An 18,852-nucleotide genomic window follows, 5' to 3' on the forward strand; every position below is an offset into this window, starting at 1 on the left:
AGGTCCCGCGCCCACTCGACCGCGCACCGCCTTGGGGCCATCCGACTCCGGATCCGACCATGATCCGCCGGAGAGGACCGATGGCTACTCGACGGTGATGTCTTCGTACGTGATCGTCACCTGCTCCGTCGCGGGCCCGGACTCGGAGGCTCCCAGCGACGGCCCCTCCCAACGCGAGGCCCAGGCGTTGCTGAGGTGAATGCGGCGGACGGTCTGCTTCTTCGCGTCCTGCAACGCGATGGTGATGTTCTGGCGCGCGGCATCGAGGTCGGCGTTGACCAGGGTGGCCTTGATCCAGTCGGTGAACGCGGCGCTCTTGTCCATGCCGCGGGTGATCGTGACCTCACCGGCCTTGCGCGCCCCCGGCTGCTTGCGAACGAGCAGTTCACCGGTCGGTGAGACCTGCCGGACCTCCACGACATCCTGCTCCAGCTGAAGTCCCGAGACGCTCTGGACGGTCTCGACCTGGAACGTGCCCAACTCGATGGCGAAGGTGCTGCTGCTGAAGCTGTCACCGGTCAACACGATGTACGCCTCCCACTGCTCCTGGCTGAATGGCCGACGGTCCCCTCCGGCCCGCTTGCGTGTGCCTAACGCCATGAGCGCGAGGAGGTCACATGATCCGGCGGACACCCCCGAGGGCCAGATTGCGTTCCGGCGTTCCTCACGCCCCAGGCCCGTGACAGACCGCGAAGTGACGCTGACGCTCTGCTTCCGGCCGACTCTCCGGTGTGACCCCGCCCATACGACCCTCGACCCTCCGAAGAAATTACTGTCCAGTAGACTCAATGCCGCAGATCTTCCCGTCCGGGCCCCCGGAGCCGCTCCGGACGGGAAGATCATCCAACTTGTTCTACCGGCAACTTATCCGTCGATGTCCGGATACAGGCCAAGCCTCTCCCGAGCCCTGATACCTCTTCGGACCATGAAGAAGATCACTCGCCGTCAGGCCTTGGGGACAACCGCCGGTGCCCTCACCGTCCTTGGCCTGACCGCTGCTGCCGCGGGCGCCACGAACGCCGCCGCGACCCCCACCGAGCCCACCACCCCGGGCACGGTCGACGAGGTCTACAAGGGCCGTCGTATCCAGATCACCGCCGGCGAAGGCGGCCACCACGGCGGCCACCACTCGCCCGGCCAGCCCACCGTCCGAATAGACGGCAGGGAACTGCACATCATGCGCAACGCCGACGGCACCTGGATCAGCGTCATCAACCACTACGAGACCTTCGCCGACCCGAAGCTCCTCGCCCGCGCCGCCGTGCGCGATCTCCAGGGCGCCGCCCTCGTTCCCTTCGGAGGTGCGGCATGACCGTCCGCAAGAACCAGGCCACGCTGACCCCGGCGGAGAAGCGCGCCTTCACCTCCGCGCTGCTGGAGCTCAAGCGCACCGGCAGCTACGACCGCTTCGTCACCACCCACAACGGCTTCATCATGAGCGACACCGACTCGGGCGACCGCGTCGGCCACCGCTCCCCCTCCTTCCTGCCGTGGCACCGGCGCTTCCTCCTGGAGTTCGAGGCGGCGCTGCAGAAAGTGGACGCGAGTGTGGCGCTCCCGTACTGGGACTGGACCGTGGACCGGACCTCCCGCGCCTCCCTCTTCGCCGCCGACTTCCTCGGCGGCACCGGGCGGGCCCGCGACGGGCAGGTCATGGACGGTCCGTTCGCGTACTCGACGGGCAAGTGGAACATAAACGTCCGGGTGGACGGGCGTGCCTACCTGCGCCGCGATCTCGGCGCGGCCGTCGCCCAGCTGCCGACCAAGGCCGAGGTGGACTCCGTGCTCGCCATGCCGGTCTACGACATGGCGCCCTGGAACAGCTCCTCCAACGGCTTCCGCAACAACCTGGAGGGCTGGCGCGGCGCCAACCTGCACAACCGGGTGCACGTGTGGGTCGGCGGGCAGATGTCCACCGGGGTCTCCCCCAACGACCCGGTGTTCTGGATGCACCACGCCTTCATCGACAAGCTGTGGGCCGACTGGCAGGCCAAGCACCCCCAGTCCACGTACCTGCCGGCCGCGGGTACGCAGAACGTCGTCGACCTGAACGACACCATGCGGCCCTGGAACGACGTGACCCCGGCGGACATGCTGGACCACCGGAAGTTCTACACCTTCGACACCGAACCGGTCGCCGCCGCCAGCCAACGGTAGTGCAGTTCGGGGCGGCCGACCTGGCCGTACCGGGGGGTGCGGTCCGCGCGGCCGGTGTCCACCAGGTGCTCCAGGTAGCGGCGGGCGGTGATCCGGGAGATCCCGGCCGCCTCGGCCGCCCCTGCTGCGGTCAGCCCCTCGGGCGCCGACCGCAGCAGGGCGGCGACCCGGTCGAGGGTCGGCGCGCTCAGCCCCTTGGGGAGCTCGGCCGGGCGGGGTGCGCGCAGGGCGGCCATCGCCCGGTCGACGTCGTCCTGGCCGGCCGCCTCGCCCGCCGTCTGACGGAACTCGGCGTAGCGCAGGAGCCGTTCGCGCAGGGTGGGAAACGCGAACGGCTTCAGTACGTACTGGACGACGCCCAGCGAGACGCTCTCGCGGACCACGGCCAGGTCCCGCGCGGAGGTCACCACGATCACGTCGACCGGATGGCCGGCGGCGCGCAGCCCGCGCGCGAAGCGCAGGCCGTGCCCGTCGGGCAGGCCGAGGTCCAGGAGCAGCAGGTCGACGCGGGTCCGTTCCAGGAACCGGGTGGCCTCGGCGAGCGAGTGGGCGGCGCCGACGGCGGTGAAGCCGGGCACCCGGCCGATGTAGAGCGCGTGCGCGTCGGCGGCCACCGGGTCGTCCTCGACGATCAGCACGCGCACCTCGCCCCCGCTCATCGCGGGCCCCCGGGGCCTACGGCGGGTGCGGACGCGACCGGCAGGCGGACCGTGAACTCCGCGCCTCCGCCCGGGCCCTGCGCGGCGGTCACCGTGCCGCCGTAGCGCTCCGCGACCTGCCGGACCAGCGCGAGGCCGAGGCCGCGGCCCTCGCCCTTCCCGGACCAGCCCCGGCGGAACACGTCCACCCCCTCAGGCAGCCCGGGTCCGTTGTCCGCGACCCGCAGCAGCAGCTCATCCGGCTCGGGCCGCAGCGTCACCGCGATCCGGGCTCCCGGTACGGCGGTGAGCGCGTCGACGGCGTTGTCGATGAGGTTGCCGAGCACGGTGACGAGGTCCCGGGCGGGCGGCAGCCCGCCGCCTTCGGCGAGAGTGCGGCTGTCGGCGGTGACGACCAGCTCGACGCCCCGCTCGTGCGCCTGGGCGGCCTTGCCCAGCAGCAGCGCCACCAGCACCGGCTCCCCCACCGCGGTGACCACCTCGTCGGTGAGGGCCTGGGCGAGTTCCAGCTCGGCGGTGGCGAAGTCGACCGCCTCGTCCGCGCGGCCGAGTTCGATGAGCGAGACCACCGTGTGCAGCCGGTTGGCCGCCTCGTGGGCCTGGGAGCGCAGCGCCTGGGTGAAGCCTCGCTCGTGGTCCAGCTCGCCGGTCAGCGCCTGAAGTTCCGTGTGGTCGCGCAGAGTGACCACCGTGCCCCGGCGGCCTCCGCCCGCGACCGGCGAGCTGTTGACCACCAGCACCCGGTCCGCGGTCAGGTGCACCTCGTCCACCCGGGGCCGGTCCGCGAGCAGGGCCCCGGTGAGCGGGGCCGGCAGGCCGAGGCCGGCCACCTGGCTGCCGGTGACCTCGCCCGGCAGACCCAGCAGTTCCCGTCCGGCGTCGTTGATCAGGGTGATCCGGCGCTGCCCGTCGAGCATCAGCAGTCCCTCGCGGACGCCGTGCAGGGCCGCCTGGTGGTAGTCGTACATCCGGCTGAGCTCTGCCGCGTTCATGCCATGAGTGTGACGGCGCAGCCTCGCGTTGACGACGTACGTGCCCGCGCCGCCGAGGGCGAGCGCGCCGCCCGCGACCCAGGCGAGGGCGGAGAGCTGCGTGGCGAGCCGGTCGCTGATGGCGCGGACGGTGATCCCCGCGCTGACCAGGCCGATGATCCGGCCCTCGTCCTGGAGCGGGGTGACCACGCGGATGGAGGGGCCGAGGGTGCCGGTGTACGTCTCGCTGAAGGTCTCGCCGCGCAGCGCGGGGGCGGTGTTGCCCATGAAGGGCTCGCCGATCCGGCGCGGGTCGGGGTGGGTCCAGCGCCGCCCCTCGGGGGACATGATCGTCACGAAGGCCACTCCGGAGTCCTCGCGGACCCGCTCGGCGTAGGGCTGGAGCCCGGCGGACGGGTCGATCCCGCGCGCCGCTCCCCGTACGGCCTCACGTACGGACGGCGAGTCGGCCACCGCGTGGGCCACGGCCCCGGCCTGGCGCCGGGCGGCCTCCTCGGCCTGGCCCCGGGCCGTGGCGTACGCGAAGACGGCGCAGCCCGCGACGACCACGGTGACCAGCAGCACCTGCATGGCGAAGAGCTGGCCGGCGAGGCTGCGCGGGGGTCGGGGGAAGCGGAACATGGCGCTCAGTGTGCACCGGGTCGTGAACTCAATGAACGCAAGGGTGACCGGGGTCACAGGCCTGGGCGATGGTCTCCCCGAACGTAATCACCACCGGGAGGCATCGTGGCCGCCAGGCGCGACAGAACGCACTATCTCTACATCGCGGTGATCGGCGCGGTGCTGCTCGGCATCGCCGTCGGCTTCGCCGCCCCCGGCGTGGCCGTGGAGCTCAAACCGCTGGGCACCGGGTTCGTCAACCTCATCAAGATGATGATCTCGCCCGTGATCTTCTGCACGATCGTGCTGGGCATCGGATCCGTGCGCAAAGCCGCCAAGGTGGGTGCCGTGGGCGGGCTCGCCCTCGGCTACTTCATGGTCATGTCCACGGTGGCGCTGGCCATCGGCCTGCTGGTCGGCAACCTGCTCGAGCCCGGCAGCGGGCTGCACCTGACCGAGGCGGCGCGCAGCGCGGGCGAGGCGCAGGCCAAGGCGGGCGGGTCCGAGAGCACGCCGGAGTTCCTGCTCGGGATCATTCCGACCACGCTGGTGTCCGCCTTCACCGGGGGCGAGGTGCTGCAGACGCTGCTGGTGGCGCTGCTCTGCGGGTTCGCGCTGCAGGCCATGGGCGCGGCGGGCGAGCCGGTGCTGCGGGGCATCGGGCACATCCAGAAGCTGGTGTTCCGGGTACTTGCGATGATCATGTGGGCGGCTCCGGTGGGCGCCTTCGGGGCGATCGCGGCGGTGGTCGGGGCCACCGGCATCGACGCGCTGAAGTCCCTCGCCGTCATCATGATCGGCTTCTACACGACCTGCCTGATCTTCGTGTTCGTGGTCCTCGGCACGCTGCTCCGGGTGTGCACCGGGGTCAGCGTCTTCGCCCTGCTGCGCTATCTGGGCCGGGAGTTCCTGCTGATCCTCTCGACCTCCTCCTCGGAGTCGGCGCTGCCGCGGCTGATCGCGAAGATGGAGCACCTGGGTGTCTCCCGGCCGGTCACCGGGATCACCGTGCCGACCGGCTACTCGTTCAACCTGGACGGGACGGCCATCTATCTGACGATGTCCTCGCTCTTCATCGCCGAGGCGATGGGCAAGCCGCTGGCGCTGGGCGAGCAGATCTCGCTCCTGCTGTTCATGGTCATCGCGTCGAAGGGTGCGGCCGGGGTGACCGGCGCGGGCCTGGCCACCCTCGCCGGCGGCCTGCAGTCGCACCGGCCGGAACTGGTGGACGGCGTCGGCCTGATCGTGGGCATCGACCGGTTCATGAGCGAGGCCCGGGCCCTGACGAACTTTGCGGGCAACGCGGTCGCGACGGTGCTCATCGGGACGTGGACGAAGGAGTTCGACCACGCGCGCGCCACCGAAGTGCTCGCGGGACGGCTGCCGTTCGACGAGGGCACGCTGGTGGACGACGGGCACGACACGCAGCACCCGCAGGGCGGGCCCGCGCGGTCCGCCGAGGCCGCGGAGTCCGCCGAGGCCGCGGAGTCCGACGGAACTCCGAATTCCGTGCCGCAGCCCGCGGCCAACCCCAAGGACGGGGTACCGGTCTAGCCGGTACGCCCCCGCGGGCCGACCGGGCAGGGCTCGCCCCCACGGTGCCCAGCCCGGCCGGCCCGCCGCATTCTCCGCACTTGCACCCATAGTCGGTATTCGGCCACCGATATACGAACCCCCCGGCTGTAAAAGGTACTTCCGTAACAGGCTGTGTGCATGACATCTTGCGTCCACCACTTGTTTCGTTCGACCCGGCCTGACCACCGGGTCTTCGGAGGACGCATTGATACCCCACATATCCAGCCGACCTCGACGTACCCTCGTGCTGGCCGCCACGCTCGGCGCGGCACTCGCGTTCGGGGCCCCCGCCGCGCTCGCCGGCACCGCCCCCGTCTCGCCCAACGGCTCCTCGGCCCCCGCCCCCGCGGCGGCCGCCCCCAAGGCCGCGGCCCCGACCTCCCAGAGTGCGACCTGGGTTGCCGGCACCCGTGCCTACCTCGTGATCACCGCCCCCGGTGACACCACGGCGGTACGGAACGCCGTCACCGCGGGCGGCGGCACGGTGTTCCAGTACTACGACGCGATCGGCGTGATCGTCGCCCACTCCGCGTCCGGTACCTTCGCCACCACCATGCGCGGTGTCAGCGGCGTCCAGCAGGTCGGCGCCACCCGCACCTCGGACGTGCCGGCGGACGCCTACAACCCGGCGCTGCCCGCCAACCCGGCCCAGGCCACCACGCCTTCGGGCGAGCCGGTCCGCGCCGACATGACGCAGATCAAGGCCGACCAGGCCTGGGCGGTCACCACCGGTTCGTCCTCCGTCAAGGTCGGCATCCTGGACACCGGTGTGGACGACCAGCACCAGGACCTGGCCCCGAACTTCAACGCGGCGGACTCCGCGTCCTGCGCCTACGGCAAGCCGGACACCCGTACGGGCGCCTGGCGGGACGTCGGCACCCACGGCACGCACGTGGCCGGTACGGTCGCGGCCGCCAAGAACGGCAAGGGCGTCATCGGCGTGGCGCCGGGCGTGAAGATCTCCTCGGTGCGCATCGCCGAGCCCGGCTCCTCGCTCTTCTTCGCCGAGAACACGGTCTGCGGCTTCATGTGGGCCGGTGACCACGGCTTCAAGGTCACCAACAACAGCTACTACACGGACCCGTGGCAGTTCAACTGCCCGGACAACGCCGACCAGGCCGCGATCATCGAGGGCGTCAAGCGCGCCCAGGAGTACGCCGAGGGCAAGGGCTCGCTGCAGGTCGCGGCGGCCGGCAACTCCAACATCGACCTGGCCAACAAGACGACCGACACCGAGTCCCCGAACGACTCGACGCCGGTCACCCGCACCATCACCAACGCCTGCCTGGACATCCCGACCGAGCTCCCGGGCGTGGTCACGGTCTCGGCGATGGGCACCACCGCGAAGGCCTCGTACTCCAACTACGGCCTGAACGTCGTCGACGTGACGGCCCCCGGCGGCGACACCGTCGGCATCTACAGCACCCAGCCTGGCGGCAAGTACGGCACCATGAGCGGCACGTCGATGGCGTCCCCGCACGTCACCGGTGTGGCGGCCCTGCTGGCCAGCACCAACCCGGGCATCACCCCGGCGCAGCTGCGCGACAAGCTGGCCACCCAGGCGGGCGACGTCGCCTGCCCGTCGGACAGCCGCTGCAAGGGCACCACGGCGAAGAACGGCTTCTTCGGCGAGGGCCAGGTCGACGCCCTGAAGGCCGTCGGCAGCACCCCGCCGCCCGGCAAGTATTTCGAGAACACCGGTGACTTCGTTATCGGCGACAACACCACGGTGGAGAGCCCGATCACCGTCAGCGGTGTCACCGGCAACGCCCCGGCCACGCTCAAGGTGGGCGTGAACATCGTGCACACCTACATCGGTGACCTGAAGGTCGACCTGGTCGCGCCGGACGGCACCGTCTACACCGTGCACAACCGCGCCGGCGGCAGCACCGACAACATCAACCAGGTCTACACCGTGAACGCCTCCTCCGAGGTCGCGAACGGCACCTGGAAGCTGCGGGTCAACGACAACGCCGGCGGCGACACCGGCAAGGTCGACTCCTGGAACCTGACCTTCTAGCAGGTCCCCAGGATCTGAATCCTGCTAGTACTGGAGCACGTCGGCGAGCCAGTCGAAGACGACGTCGCAGTGCTGCTGCGGGGCCATCGGGGAGCAGTGCAACTGCGCCCCGGTGGCCTCCGTCAGTTTCACGTACTCGCGGCGCGTGCGCAGGAGGTCGTACATCTGCTGCGGCTGGCCCGGGTAGAACAGCTCGAAGTCGTAGTCCAGGACGAGCGTCGGGGCCTTGATCCTGCCGACCACCTTGGTGATGTCGAGGCCCATGGCCACCTGTGCCGGGGTCCAGATGTCCGTGAGCACGACCCCTTCGCGGGCCTGGCGCAGTGCCTGCCGGTCGAAGATCTCGAAGCGCTTCTTGACGGTGAAGGCGAGCTCCGGCGTCAGCTCCGGGACGACCTCCTCGTTCCAGACCCGGTTGGTCTCCTCCTTGTCGGGGGTGACGATGGCGCGCAGCTCCGCGTCGAATCCCAGCCAGGGGCTGACGCAGCCCGGCTGGCAGGCGACTGCGGCGAGCCGGTGCTCGAACGCGGCGGCGCGGGCGACCAGGTTGCCGCCCATGCTCAGGCCGGTGAGCGCGATCCGGCCGCTGTCCACGTCCTTGCGGTGCTCCAGCCAGTCGACGATCGGACCGACCACCTTCTCCCAGCGGGTGGTGAAGGGGATCTCCTCCACGAACAGGAGCTGCCCCTGGCCGGGTCCGTCGTAGACGAGCGCGTTCCAGCCGCGGCCGAGGGCGGCGGCCACGCCGTAGGTCCACATGTCGAGGTTCTGGCCGTCGCTGCCGTTGGTGAGGATCACGGTGGGGCGCGGTTCGGCGGGACCGTCCGGGCGGAAGAACCACACCGGCAGGTGGGTCCCGCCGTACGGGACCTTCGCGCGGACCGCAGCCGGTGCGCAGAGCCTGGCGAAGGTGTCCCAGGCCCCCCGCCCGGCCAGGTAGACCGCCTCCTCGTCACCGGGGTGGTCGGTGCCGAGCACGTAGAACAGCGCCTGCGCGTAGTACTGGGCGGCGCGCAGGGACCGGAAGCGGCGGGTCTGCGAGGGGGCCTCGTGGCCGTGGCGGCCGGCGGCCGGGGGCGCGGCGAGCCGGTCCCCCCAGGCGCGGAAGGTGTCGCTGAACGTCTGCTCGGACAGACCGGCCGCGTTGATGGAATTGACCGCGGTCAGTACCTCGCCCACCTCGGAGGCACGCATGCCGGCGGCGCCGAGTGCGAGCAGGCCCGCGAAGTTGAAGCCGGGATCGTCGAAGAGCTTCATCGCTCCCGGGGTGGGATCCACGGCCTTGGCGGACGGCTTGGGCGCGGCCGCAGCCGTGCGGGCCCCGCCCCCGACGGCGAGCGCGCCGGCCCCGGCGGCGAGCCCGGTCAGGGCCGCGCGGCGGGTGAGTGCGGAGGGCGGGTGCGGTGTACGAGCGGTCATGCAGCGGACCGTACGCCGGGCCCCCGGCGGGTCGGGGCACGGCGCGCCCTCCCTTGCTCCGAACGGCGGCGCGCCCTCCTTTGCCCCCCTCGGGGCCGTCAGCCCGTCCGCCGGCCGGAGCGCAGCACGCAGTCACCGCAGAGCCCGCCTCCGGGGACCTGGTAGTAGAGGCAGCAGCTGCGCCGTACGAACGCCACGCCGAGCCCCTCCTCATGGATGAAGGTGCCGGTGCCCGCCAGCGCTCCGCCGTCGGCCAGCAGGGCGCCCGCCAGCTCCACGGCAGCGCCTCCCGGCACCCGGTCGATCAGCACGCGCAGCGCCCCGACGAGTCCGGACGCGGCGTTCCCGCGCAGGACCTTCGGCGAGACCCCGAAGCGCTCGCGCAGGCCCTCGTCGAGTACGGCCAGGTTCGCCAGGACGTTCTCCCCGAGCGCCTCGGCCGGCAGGCCGGGGCCAGGCTCGGGCAGCCACAGCTGGAGCGATCCCGCGTCCGGCAGCCGCCACCACACCCGGTCGGCGGCCAGGTCCGGCACCCGGCCCGCCAGCGCCGCGCATCCGAGCCCCAGCGACCAGAGCCGGGAGACGATCGCGAACTGTGCGGTCGAGGCGGCCACCCGGCCCGGTCCGGTGCCGATCCGCCGGCCCACCTCGGCCACGTACGGCCCGAGCCGCTCCCCGTACAGCGCGGTGAGCGGCCGGAAGCCGGGGCCGGGCGGTTCCTTCCCGTAGGGGACGGCGAAGAAGGGTCCTACGGCGGCCAGTCGCCGCAGTGCGTCGTCCATACCCGAGATGATCTCAGCGGCGCGGGGCCGGGGTCAGGCCGGGTCCGGGGTCGCCCCTTCGAGGACCTCCAGGTAGTGGGGGTTGCGCATGATGCCGAGCACATTGCCGAAGGGGTCGGTGACGGCCGCCGTGACGAAGCCGCCGTCTCCGTGGGCGGTCACCGGCTGGTACTCCGTCGCCCCGAGGTCCAGGAGCCGCGCGTGGACCGCGGGGAGATCGTCGACGGCCCAGTAGGCCACCGCGCCGCCCGGGTCCTTCGCCGCGCCCGGCGGGGCGTGGCGGCGGTCGACGATGCCCAGCTCGTGCTGGTAGTCGCCGATACGGAACTCGGCGTAACCGGGCCGCTCGAAGTACGGGGCGATCCCGAGGAGCTCGGTGTACCAGGCCTTCGCGGCCTCGAGGTCGTCGGCCCAGAAGTTGATCGTCGCAAACCCTCGCAGCATGAACACCCTCCTCGGCGGACCCAGGCATCGCCCCGACTCTACGGCGGCCCCGCGGGGGCCGTAGCAGACCCGGGTGGCGCAGTCGTACCTCCCCCGGGGTGCGACCGCTCACGGACACACCGCCGACGACCATGTGTTCGACGTCCGGGCGAGGCGGCGGACGGGCGGGGCCGCGTGCGGGATCCGCGAGCGGGGCCGCGCTCGGGATCACCCGGCCCTGTCCGCATCCTCGCAGGTCAGGCGCGATCGCAGGGTGATCGGCGGGCGTCGGCGCCGCCGTCTGGGGGGCCCATGCCGTGCGCGTGAAGGGACGTCCGTGGATCGTGATTACGGGTGCTCCGGGGTGGGGACCCAAGTGCTCAGAAATCGGTGTCACGCCATTGCCAAATTGGGGGTTCATGAGAGGACTTTAAGGAGCTACATTGAGCCACTCGCGTTCACCTGACAGCCGGTTGCCTTTCACTCGTGTTTTGCACGGGGGGCGACGTCATGGACGCAGACTGTGCAACCACCCCACCGCCCAGAAGGACCGAAGGCTCCGTGCCCGTACCCGTACACCTCGCGGGCCGCACCGTGCGGCTCGAGCCCCTCGCCCCCCACCACACCGAGGCTCTGGCCGTGGCCGGGGCCGAGGATCGTACGACTTACGCCTTCACCCCCGTGCCCCATGGGGTGCAGGCGTCACACGAGTACATCGAACGTGCCCTCGCCGATCAGGCAGCGGGTCGATCGCTCCCGTTCGCGGTGGTCAGAGCCACCGACGGGCGGGTCGTCGGTTCGACCCGGTTCCTGGAACTCGACTACTGGCAGGGGCCTCTGATCTGGCCCGCCGTGCCAGGAGTCCCGTTCGGCGATCCGGCGACGGCGATCCCCGATGCCGCCGAGATCGGCAATACCTGGCTGTCCCCGGGCGCCCAGGGAACCGGCATCAACACCGAGGCGAAGCTGCTCATGCTCCGCCATGCCTTCGAGACCTGGGGGGTGCGGCGAATCTCGCTGCGCGCCGACGCGCGCAACGGCCGGTCGCGAGCCGCCATGGAACGTCTGGGCTTCACCTGCGAGGGGGTCCGCCGGGCCCATTCGCGGGGACTGGACGGGGCTGTCCGCAGTACGGCCTTCTACTCGATCCTCGACGAGGAGTGGCCGGCCGTGCGGTCGATCATCGAGCTGAGGCTGTCGGCGGGCGCGCAGCGCAAGCGGCGCCGCAAGACCCTGATCCCCGCGTAGCCGCCCCGCCGGACGGAAAAGCGGAAAAACGGTCCTGCCCCGGCTCGCGGCCCGACCTTCGACCCGGCCCTCGCCGCTGCCTCCTCATCCGAGGAAGGCAGGGGCGAGGGCCGAGTCCATGAGCCGGGCGGGAGCGCCGCTCCCGTCGGCCGGCACGGCGTACAGGTCGGCGCCGAAGTCCCCCGGCAAGGCGTAGACGACGGTCCGGTCGTCGGTCCACACCACCTGGTCGTCCACGCTGCGCTCCTCGGCGAGCGGGGTCTCGGCTCCGGAGGCCAGGTCCAGGGCGTACAGCCGCCACGGCGCCTCGGCCGGCAGGCCCTGCACGCGCTTCTTGAAGACCAGCCGGGTCCCGTCCGGTGACAGGGAGGGGCACTCCACGTTCTCACGCAGGGTGGTCACGGTGCGCTCGCCCAGGTCCCCGCGGACCAGGTGGGTCCGGCCGCCGGCGGCGAGGGTCGCGTAGAAGGTCCGCTCGTCGGCGGCGAAGGTGACCCCCCAGAAGTTGACGTCGGCGCTGCGGTACGGCTGGCCGTCCTTCAGGATCGTGAAGTCCTCCAGCGAGGCGTCGAGCGTGCCGGTGCGCAGGTCGAGCACCGAGGTCCGCGTCGAGAAATTCGTACCCGCGTACGAGTCACCGCCGACGAAGACGGTCCAGGCGGCGAGGTGCCCGCCCGGCGAGACCCTGGCTCGCGTCGGCAGGCCGCCCAGCGGATGCGCGGAGACCTCCTTCAGGCGGGCGTCGAGGACGACGGCCCGGTACCCCTCCTGGACCCCGCCGCGGTCCGCCTGGAGGCAGATCCCCGTGCCCTGGGCCGCATGGAAGCGCAGGCAGCTCACGCCCGACGCGGTACGGGCCCCCTCCGGCGCGCCGGCCGCGACCGTCGCGAGCTCGTCCCGGTGCGGCCCCCAGGCCATGTTGCGGAACACGATCCGCCGGCCGCCGTCGCCCGGCGCCAGCGAGACCGGGCCCGGATCGACCTGCGGGCCGCCCGCCCGGGCGTGGTCCTTCTCGTCGGCGCGGGAGGAGGCCCGCACGACGGCGAGTACGCCCACGGCCGCGAGCAGGGCCACGGCGATGGCGAGGATCAGGATCCGGCGCTGGAGCGTCATGGGATGACTCCGGGGCGGGGTGGGGTTCCGGGGGCGGCGCGGGGGCACCATACCCAGCGGCATGTACAAGGGCCAGGCATGGACGGGGGCGGGTCCGTGAACTCCACCGGGCGTACGGGCGCCAGGCAATGGCCTCCCCCAGGGCACCCCAAGAGTAGGGAAAATGCGGAACCCTGACATGCTTTCGTTCATCCTTCGAACGGAAGGACCCAGCAGTCAGACCACCCCCGCCCCTCTGGGGGCAGCAGCAGCCGGAGAGCCACCGCACATGTCGTACGCACCCGACGGGCAGCAGTACCAGCCGTACCGGCCGGAAGGACAGATACCGCAGCCGCCCCAAGGCGACCAGTACGGCCGGCCGTACGGACAGCAGCCGCCGCCCGGTCGCCCCCAGCAGCCGTACGGGCAGCAGGACCGGTACGGGCAGCAGCCGCAGTACGCGCCGCAGGACCAGTACGGGCAGCAGCCGCAGTACGGGCAGCAGGGCCAGTACCAGGAGCCCGAGCCGCCGCGGCGCAGGTCCCGGGGGCGCCGCTGGCTGATCGCGGGCGCCTCGGTGCTCGCGCTCGCCGGTATAGCCGCGCTCGTGCTGAACCACTTCGAGATACCCCCGTTCACCGACAAGGGCTCCTCGGTGTCCTTCGGGCAGGCGCCCGCCGGTGGCGGCAAGAAGAACGACGCTCCGCCGCCGAACTCCAAGATGCTCATGCCGACCGGGCCGGCCTCCGAGTTCAAGAACACGATGACCCTCGCCGACGGCACGCACGTGGCCGTCACCACGCTGGACGGCAAGAAGTCCGGCTTCAAGGGCAAGGTCTGGGTCTGGGCCCCCAAGGAGTACAACGACCCGAAGTTCGCCAAGAGCGGCTTCCCGGTCATGATCGCCCTGCCGGGCGGCGCCGGCTACCCGAGCAACTACTGGATGGGTACCGACCTCGGCCTCCAGACCAGCATCAGCAAGTGGTACGCGGAGGGCAAGAGCAAGCCCTTCATCCTGGCCATGCCGGTCCTCAACCCGGGGCCGGACGACAAGGGCGTCTACTGGGACGGCTCCGACATCCCCGGCCAGCCCAAGATGGGCACCTGGCTGACCGAGGACGTCCCGGACCTGATGAAGGCGAACTTCCGCACCGTCAAGTCCCGTGACGGCTGGGCGTTCATGGGCTCCTCCACCGGCGGTTTCGCGGGTCTGAAGGCCGTGCTGAAGCACCCGGACAAGTTCAAGGCCGTGATCGCCTCCGGCCCGGACATCGTCCCGGACTCCTCCCTGTGGAAGGGCCACGACAAGGAGAAGGCCGAGAACAACCCGGAGCTGCTGGCGAAGCAGCTCATCGACACCAAGGGTCCGGACGTCTACCTCGCCTTCCAGGTCGGCGACAGCGAGAACAACAAGAAGACGCTGCCCGACGTGCAGAAGTTCATCGCCACCTACGGCAACAAGGGACCGGTCCACGCCGAGTTGAAGGTCATCAAGGGCGGCCAGCACAACGCCAAGACCTATGTGCCGAACATGGGCGAGGGGCCGGTCCAGTTCATCAGCAAGGTCATGGAAGGGCCCGTCGAGTAACCACCGGCTCCCCCGCCCCGTCGAGCTCCGGCCCGCCGAACACCTTCGGCGGGCCGTCGCCGTTCCAGGCCGGCCAGCCCGGATCGCCCGTCACCGCGAACCGCACCCAGGCCGCGTGCATCTCGTCCGCCAGCGCCTGCGGGGGATGCGGCCCGGCCAGCCAGGCGGCCTCCGGTACCGCGAGCGTGTCGAACACGAAGCCCAGCTCCAGGGCGTGGCAGGAGCCGAGGCCCGGAACGCCGGAGGGCCAGGCGAACTCGTACAGGAAGCTCGGCGCCGCCCGCCGCGCCCCGGCGAGCCTGCGCAGCGGGTCGCGCAGCAGCCGGTCGGTGAGCAGCTGTCCGGCGAGTTCGGCGGGGCCCGCCGCGGGCAGCCCGGCGCGCAGCGCCCGGACGGCCGCCCGGTCCTTGCCGGAGCGGGCGCGGGCCAGCGCCACGGCGAGCGGGCCGAGCCGGTCCAGCAGCCGCATCCCGCCGGTGGGGGCGAGCCACAGCCGGTACTCGTCACGGGTCCAGCCGAGGAGCAGCGGCACCTCGGCGGAGGCGGCCCGGGCGCAGAGGGTGCCGAGGGGGTCGGCCGGGACCGTGTCGGGGTCGGTGACCAGGCCGAAGGCGGGTCCGCCGACGAGCGGGCCGGACCGCCGCAGGACGGCCGCCTGGGCGGCGAGCAGGTCGGGCAGCGCGGCGGCCGTGAAGGCCGCGGCGGTGCCGTCCACCTTGAGCAGCGAGGCCATCCGCCGGACCATGGCGCGGACCCTGGGGCGCGGCAGGACCTCGGGGGCTCCGCTCTGCAGGACGGCCCGGGTGAAGAGCCCGGCGGCGCGCGGGGCGGCCAGGAGGGCGCCGATGCTGATGGCCCCGGCGGATTCGCCGAAGACGGTGACCCGGCCGGGGTCCCCTCCGAAGGCCCCGATGTTGTCGCGGACCCATTCCAGGGCGGCGATCTGGTCCAGCAGGCCGCGGTTGGCGGGGGCGTCGGGGAAGAGTCCGTAGCCGAGGACGCCGAGGCGGAAGTTGAAGGAGACGAGCACGACCCCGTCGCGGGCGAAGGCGGAGCCGTCGTACACGGGGACGGCCGAGGAGCCGCGGGTGTGGGCCCCGCCGTGGATCCAGACCATGACGGGCAGCCGGGCCCCGGGCGCCGGGTCGGGGGTCCACACGTTCACGTTCAGGCAGTCGTCCCCGGGGACCACCGGGTCGGGGAGCAGGGCGGCGAAGGGGTCCGCGTAGGGCACCTTGGGCGAGGTCGGCCCGTACGCGGCGGCATCGCGTACGCCGTCCCAGGCGGCCGGGGGCGCGGGCGCCGCGAGGCGCAGGGCTCCGACGGGCGGGGCAGCGTACGGGATGCCCAGGAAGACGGCGGTCCCCCCGGGCCCGGTCCGGCCCTCGACGACGCCGGCCGCCGTCCTGACCTGCGGGCGGCGGTGGCCGTCGGCTGCGTCCTCTGCGCTCATCTCGTCCTCCTGCGATGACGGTGCCGGTCGCATCGCCGCACCGTCGCACAGCCGTCCAACGGGTGACAAGGCGTGACCGGGTCCGGGCCCGGCCCGGTTGGACGGGCATGCCATTCCTGCGTACCCACCATGCCGTGCCCGTCGCCCTGCTGCTCGCGGGGGCCACGCTCGTGTCCGGCCCTGCCCTGGCCGCCGGCCCGGACTTCCAGTACGTCGGCCAGGACGACCGGGTCCACGGCCTCGCCGCGCCGAGGGGCTGCGTCGCGGCGGAGGGCGGCGGCGCCCGGGCGGTCACCAACGGGACCCGGCGCTCGGCGACGCTCTACGAGGGCCCGGGCTGCTCCGGCCGGGCCCTGCGGGTCCTGCGGCCCGGAGAGGTCGGCCAGGTGCGGCCGTATTTCGCCTCCGTGCGGTTTTCCGTCACCAGGTAGGCGCACGGGCCGTGACCCCTTGGCCTCCCCCGCGTTGTATGCCATGTCAAATGCCACAGGTTTTGTGGCGCCCCACGTATCCCATGAGGAGATCTTGATGTCGCGTATCGCGAAGGCATTCGCCATCACCGCTGTCACCGGCAGCGCCGTGGTCGCCGGTGCGGGTCTGGCTGTCGCCGATGCCGGAGCGCACGGTGCGGCGGTCGGCTCCCCCGGCGTCCTGTCGGGCAACCTGCTCCAGGTCCCGGTGCACGTCCCGGTCAACGTCTGCGGCAACACCGTGAACGTGATCGCCCTCCTGAACCCGGCGTTCGGCAACACCTGCGTCAACGCCTCCGGCGGCGGCGAGCACCACCACACCGAGGGTGGCGACTACGGCCACTGATCGCCCGATCGACTGATCGACTGATCGACGGAAGGGCCCCCGCCACCCGGCGGGGGCCCTTTCCCGTGCCCGGCGCGTGCGGACGGGCTTGCGGGTGCGGGTCATTCGTAGCGGTACAGGCCCTGGTGGCCGGACATCTCGCGCGGGGTGATGTTCCACGGCGGCATCGGCTCGTCGAGGGCGATCACCCGGCCGCGCTGGAGGTCGCCGACGGCGAGCGGGGCGGCGGGCAGGTAGCCGGAGCCTGGGTGCTTCTGCTGCCAGCGGTCCCAGATCAGGTCGACGAAGGCGTGGTGGAGCCAGAACGCCGGGTCGTTGGGCGCCGTACCGCCGGTCATGTGGCCACCGATCCACTGGTGGACCTTGTTGTGGTTGCGCCAGCGCTCGCTCTTGGGGGCCGACCAGCCCTCCAGCTTGTTGCGGAACCCGCCCGCGGTGGCCGTGGAGTCCCAGGGGGAGACGTCGTACGTCGGGTCGTCGATCGCCCACCGGAGTTCGGCCGCGGTGGGCAGGGTGATCGGATTCTGCGGCCGGCCGAGGTTGCGGGTGAGGAAGGCGGACTCGGTGATGCCCACGGTCACCGTCCAGTTGCCCGTGTCGTAGGCGAACGGCCCGGTCATCACCTTGCGGTCGCTCGCCCGGCCGGTACCGCCGAGGAAGTCGTCGGCCCAGAGGGAGGAGACCGGGCTGCTGTCGGTGGTCCAGTCCCAGTACGGGACGCTCACGCCCGGGTCGATCTCCTGCAACAGCCTCTCGAACTCAAGCAGATAGCGCCGGTGCCACGGGAAGAAGGACGGGGACATGTGCCCGACGCGCAGCTTGCGGTCGCGGTCGGGCACGAAGTACTTGTCGTGGGTGCGCACGAGGGCGTCATAGGCGCCGTCGCGCTTGAGCTCCAGCACCGCCGCCGTGAAGCGCTTCTTCTGGGCGCTGGTGAGGTTCTTCTGGTTCTGCCGTGTGTGCAATGCGGGGCTCCTCCCGTTCCCGTGTGTCGGTCAGCCGTGGTGCGGGGCGGCGAAGGCGAGCTGGGCGGTGCCCAGTTCGTCGACGGCGGCCCGGGCCAGTTCCAGTGGCGTGGCGTAGGACTGGAAGTGGTTGATCCCGCTGAGGTAGCTGCCGTCGGCCCGGCGCATGACGTGCAGCGGGCGGCCGTCGATCCGGACCCCGGCGACGTCGACGGCGATGTGCCGGCCGCGGTAGGTCTCCTCCTCCGCGAGCGGCGCCGGGGTGAGGGTCTGCCGGGGACGGCGGGCGCGCAGTACGGGGGCCAGGGCCGCGGCCGTGCCGGCGAGCACGGCCGCGGTGAAGGCCGTGCGCAGGACCGCGCGGCGGGTCAGTGGTGCGGCGGGCGATGCTGCGGACATACGGTCTCCCTCGCTCGGTGGCCGGCGGCTACGGGTCTAACGCCGCGCGGCGGGCGAGGTCACCCGTGGGCGCCGCGGAGCCGCTTGTAGAAGAGGGTCGTGGGGCGGAGCCGGCCCGCCGGGTCGGTGGCGTAGTCGGGGATGGTGCCGGCCTCCGTCCAGCCCGCGGAGCGGTAGACCCGCTCGGCTCCGCTGCCGGTCTCGGTGTCCAGGAACAGCAGCACCACCCCTGCCCGGGCGGCGGCCGACTCGGCCTCGGCGAGCAGGGCGCGGGCGGTGCCCCGGCCGCGGGCGGCCGGGTGGACCATGAGTTTGCGCAGCTCGGCGCGGTGGCGGCCGTTCGCCTTGGTCTCCCGGTACCAGCTGACGGTGCCGTCGATCCGGCCGTCGCCGCCGGTGCGGGAGACCCACAGTGCCAGGGAGCCGTCCTCGACGGCGGGCAGCAGGGAGTCCCACCAGGCGGCGGCGCCCGGGTGGTCGAGGCCGGCGAGGAAGCCGAGGGACGAGCCGCCGTCGACCACGGCGAGCAGCAGGGCGGCGAGTTCGTCGCGGTGGGCGCGGAGTCCGGTGGCGGAGAGTGCGGTGATGGTGGCCGTCATGGGGGCGAGGATAAGGACCGGCGCGCGGCTCGCCCGGGGCGGGGGCGGGTGCGGGTCGCCTCGGG

19 protein-coding genes are annotated in these 18,852 nt (G+C 72.1%); 8 read left to right on the top strand and 11 right to left on the bottom strand.

The annotated features are described in order from the left end of the window. Positions 1-84 precede the first annotated feature (84 nt). Positions 85-525 carry a phage tail protein gene (locus ACZ573_RS08950; protein WP_471301763.1) on the bottom strand — a complete coding sequence of 147 codons (441 nt, stop codon included), beginning with the start codon at positions 523-525 and terminating at the stop codon, positions 85-87. 400 nt (positions 526-925) lie between these two features. Between ACZ573_RS08950 and melC1 the strand changes: the two genes are divergently transcribed. Together melC1 and melC2 are read left to right on the top strand one after the other, a co-directional pair. Next, positions 926-1,312, top strand: coding sequence for an apotyrosinase chaperone MelC1 (melC1, locus tag ACZ573_RS08955; RefSeq protein ID WP_301363989.1), 387 nt, complete (start codon positions 926-928; stop codon positions 1,310-1,312). Continuing rightward, the gene (gene melC2, locus ACZ573_RS08960) at positions 1,309-2,157 is read left to right on the top strand and encodes a tyrosinase MelC2 (RefSeq protein WP_471301114.1); all 849 of its coding nucleotides are present in this window, start codon (positions 1,309-1,311) and stop codon (positions 2,155-2,157) included. The genes melC1 and melC2 overlap by 4 nt, the downstream gene beginning before the upstream one ends. On the opposite strand, the gene ACZ573_RS08965 is transcribed toward melC2, so the two are convergent. Continuing rightward, positions 2,112-2,816 (bottom strand): response regulator, encoded by a 705-nt coding sequence (locus tag ACZ573_RS08965; RefSeq protein ID WP_471301115.1) that lies wholly within the window; start codon positions 2,814-2,816, stop codon positions 2,112-2,114. The two genes, melC2 and ACZ573_RS08965, sit on opposite strands and share 46 nt — an antisense overlap. Then, positions 2,813-4,429 (bottom strand): sensor histidine kinase, encoded by a 1,617-nt coding sequence (locus tag ACZ573_RS08970; protein ID WP_471301118.1) that lies wholly within the window; start codon positions 4,427-4,429, stop codon positions 2,813-2,815. The genes ACZ573_RS08965 and ACZ573_RS08970 overlap by 4 nt, the downstream gene beginning before the upstream one ends. 105 nt (positions 4,430-4,534) lie before the next feature. Here ACZ573_RS08970 and ACZ573_RS08975 point away from each other — a divergent pair, with 105 nt between their 5' ends. Both ACZ573_RS08975 and ACZ573_RS08980 read left to right on the top strand, forming a co-directional pair. Beyond that, a complete protein-coding gene (locus ACZ573_RS08975) occupies positions 4,535-5,962 on the top strand; it encodes a cation:dicarboxylate symporter family transporter (RefSeq protein ID WP_471301120.1) in 1,428 nt (475 codons plus the stop codon). 265 nt (positions 5,963-6,227) lie between these two features. Further along, positions 6,228-8,003 (top strand): S8 family peptidase, encoded by a 1,776-nt coding sequence (locus ACZ573_RS08980; protein ID WP_471301122.1) that lies wholly within the window; start codon positions 6,228-6,230, stop codon positions 8,001-8,003. A gap of 24 nt (positions 8,004-8,027) precedes the next feature. Here ACZ573_RS08980 and ACZ573_RS08985 read toward each other — a convergent pair whose 3' ends face one another. The 3 genes from ACZ573_RS08985 to ACZ573_RS08995 all read right to left on the bottom strand — a co-directional run bounded on the left by ACZ573_RS08985 (position 8,028) and on the right by ACZ573_RS08995 (position 10,648). Further along, positions 8,028-9,422, bottom strand: a complete 1,395-nt coding sequence (locus ACZ573_RS08985; protein ID WP_471301124.1) for an alpha/beta hydrolase family protein — start codon at positions 9,420-9,422, stop codon at positions 8,028-8,030. Positions 9,423-9,520: 98 nt separating this feature from the next. Continuing rightward, positions 9,521-10,204, bottom strand: coding sequence for a (2Fe-2S)-binding protein (locus tag ACZ573_RS08990; protein WP_471301126.1), 684 nt, complete (start codon positions 10,202-10,204; stop codon positions 9,521-9,523). A 33-nt stretch (positions 10,205-10,237) separates the two neighbouring features. After that, on the bottom strand, positions 10,238-10,648 hold the full coding sequence (locus ACZ573_RS08995; RefSeq protein WP_382538449.1) for a VOC family protein: 411 nt from the start codon (positions 10,646-10,648) through the stop codon (positions 10,238-10,240). A 540-nt stretch (positions 10,649-11,188) separates the two neighbouring features. Here ACZ573_RS08995 and ACZ573_RS09000 point away from each other — a divergent pair. Then, positions 11,189-11,875 (top strand): GNAT family N-acetyltransferase, encoded by a 687-nt coding sequence (locus ACZ573_RS09000; RefSeq protein WP_161292060.1) that lies wholly within the window; start codon positions 11,189-11,191, stop codon positions 11,873-11,875. An 84-nt stretch (positions 11,876-11,959) separates the two neighbouring features. On the opposite strand, the gene ACZ573_RS09005 is transcribed toward ACZ573_RS09000, so the two are convergent. Further along, positions 11,960-12,988, bottom strand: a complete 1,029-nt coding sequence (locus ACZ573_RS09005; RefSeq protein WP_471301129.1) for a TolB family protein — start codon at positions 12,986-12,988, stop codon at positions 11,960-11,962. A 268-nt stretch (positions 12,989-13,256) separates the two neighbouring features. On the opposite strand from ACZ573_RS09005, the gene ACZ573_RS09010 reads away from it, so the two are divergent. Beyond that, positions 13,257-14,555 (top strand): alpha/beta hydrolase, encoded by a 1,299-nt coding sequence (locus tag ACZ573_RS09010; RefSeq protein ID WP_471301132.1) that lies wholly within the window; start codon positions 13,257-13,259, stop codon positions 14,553-14,555. Here ACZ573_RS09010 and ACZ573_RS09015 read toward each other — a convergent pair. Continuing rightward, a complete protein-coding gene (locus tag ACZ573_RS09015; protein WP_471301134.1) occupies positions 14,533-16,008 on the bottom strand; it encodes a carboxylesterase/lipase family protein in 1,476 nt (491 codons plus the stop codon). The two genes, ACZ573_RS09010 and ACZ573_RS09015, sit on opposite strands and share 23 nt — an antisense overlap. A 107-nt stretch (positions 16,009-16,115) precedes the next feature. Between ACZ573_RS09015 and ACZ573_RS09020 the strand changes: the two genes are divergently transcribed. Both ACZ573_RS09020 and ACZ573_RS09025 read left to right on the top strand, forming a co-directional pair. Then, positions 16,116-16,439, top strand: coding sequence for a hypothetical protein (locus ACZ573_RS09020; protein ID WP_471301137.1), 324 nt, complete (start codon positions 16,116-16,118; stop codon positions 16,437-16,439). 97 nt (positions 16,440-16,536) lie between these two features. Beyond that, positions 16,537-16,824 carry a chaplin gene (locus ACZ573_RS09025; RefSeq protein ID WP_471301141.1) on the top strand — a complete coding sequence of 96 codons (288 nt, stop codon included), beginning with the start codon at positions 16,537-16,539 and terminating at the stop codon, positions 16,822-16,824. Between the two features lie 101 nt (positions 16,825-16,925). Here the strand turns inward: ACZ573_RS09025 and ACZ573_RS09030 are convergent, their stop codons facing one another. The 3 genes from ACZ573_RS09030 to ACZ573_RS09040 are packed head-to-tail and all read right to left on the bottom strand — an operon-like array spanning position 16,926 to position 18,787. After that, the gene (locus ACZ573_RS09030; protein WP_471301143.1) at positions 16,926-17,789 is read right to left on the bottom strand and encodes a tyrosinase family protein; all 864 of its coding nucleotides are present in this window, start codon (positions 17,787-17,789) and stop codon (positions 16,926-16,928) included. Between the two features lie 30 nt (positions 17,790-17,819). Beyond that, on the bottom strand, positions 17,820-18,188 hold the full coding sequence (locus ACZ573_RS09035) for a tyrosinase family oxidase copper chaperone (protein ID WP_189744454.1): 369 nt from the start codon (positions 18,186-18,188) through the stop codon (positions 17,820-17,822). A 59-nt stretch (positions 18,189-18,247) separates the two neighbouring features. After that, entirely contained in the window at positions 18,248-18,787 is a 540-nt protein-coding gene (locus ACZ573_RS09040) for a GNAT family N-acetyltransferase (protein ID WP_471301146.1), read from the bottom strand. Positions 18,788-18,852 lie beyond the last annotated feature (65 nt).

It is taken from the genome of Streptomyces sp. NPDC040545, assembly GCF_055595065.1.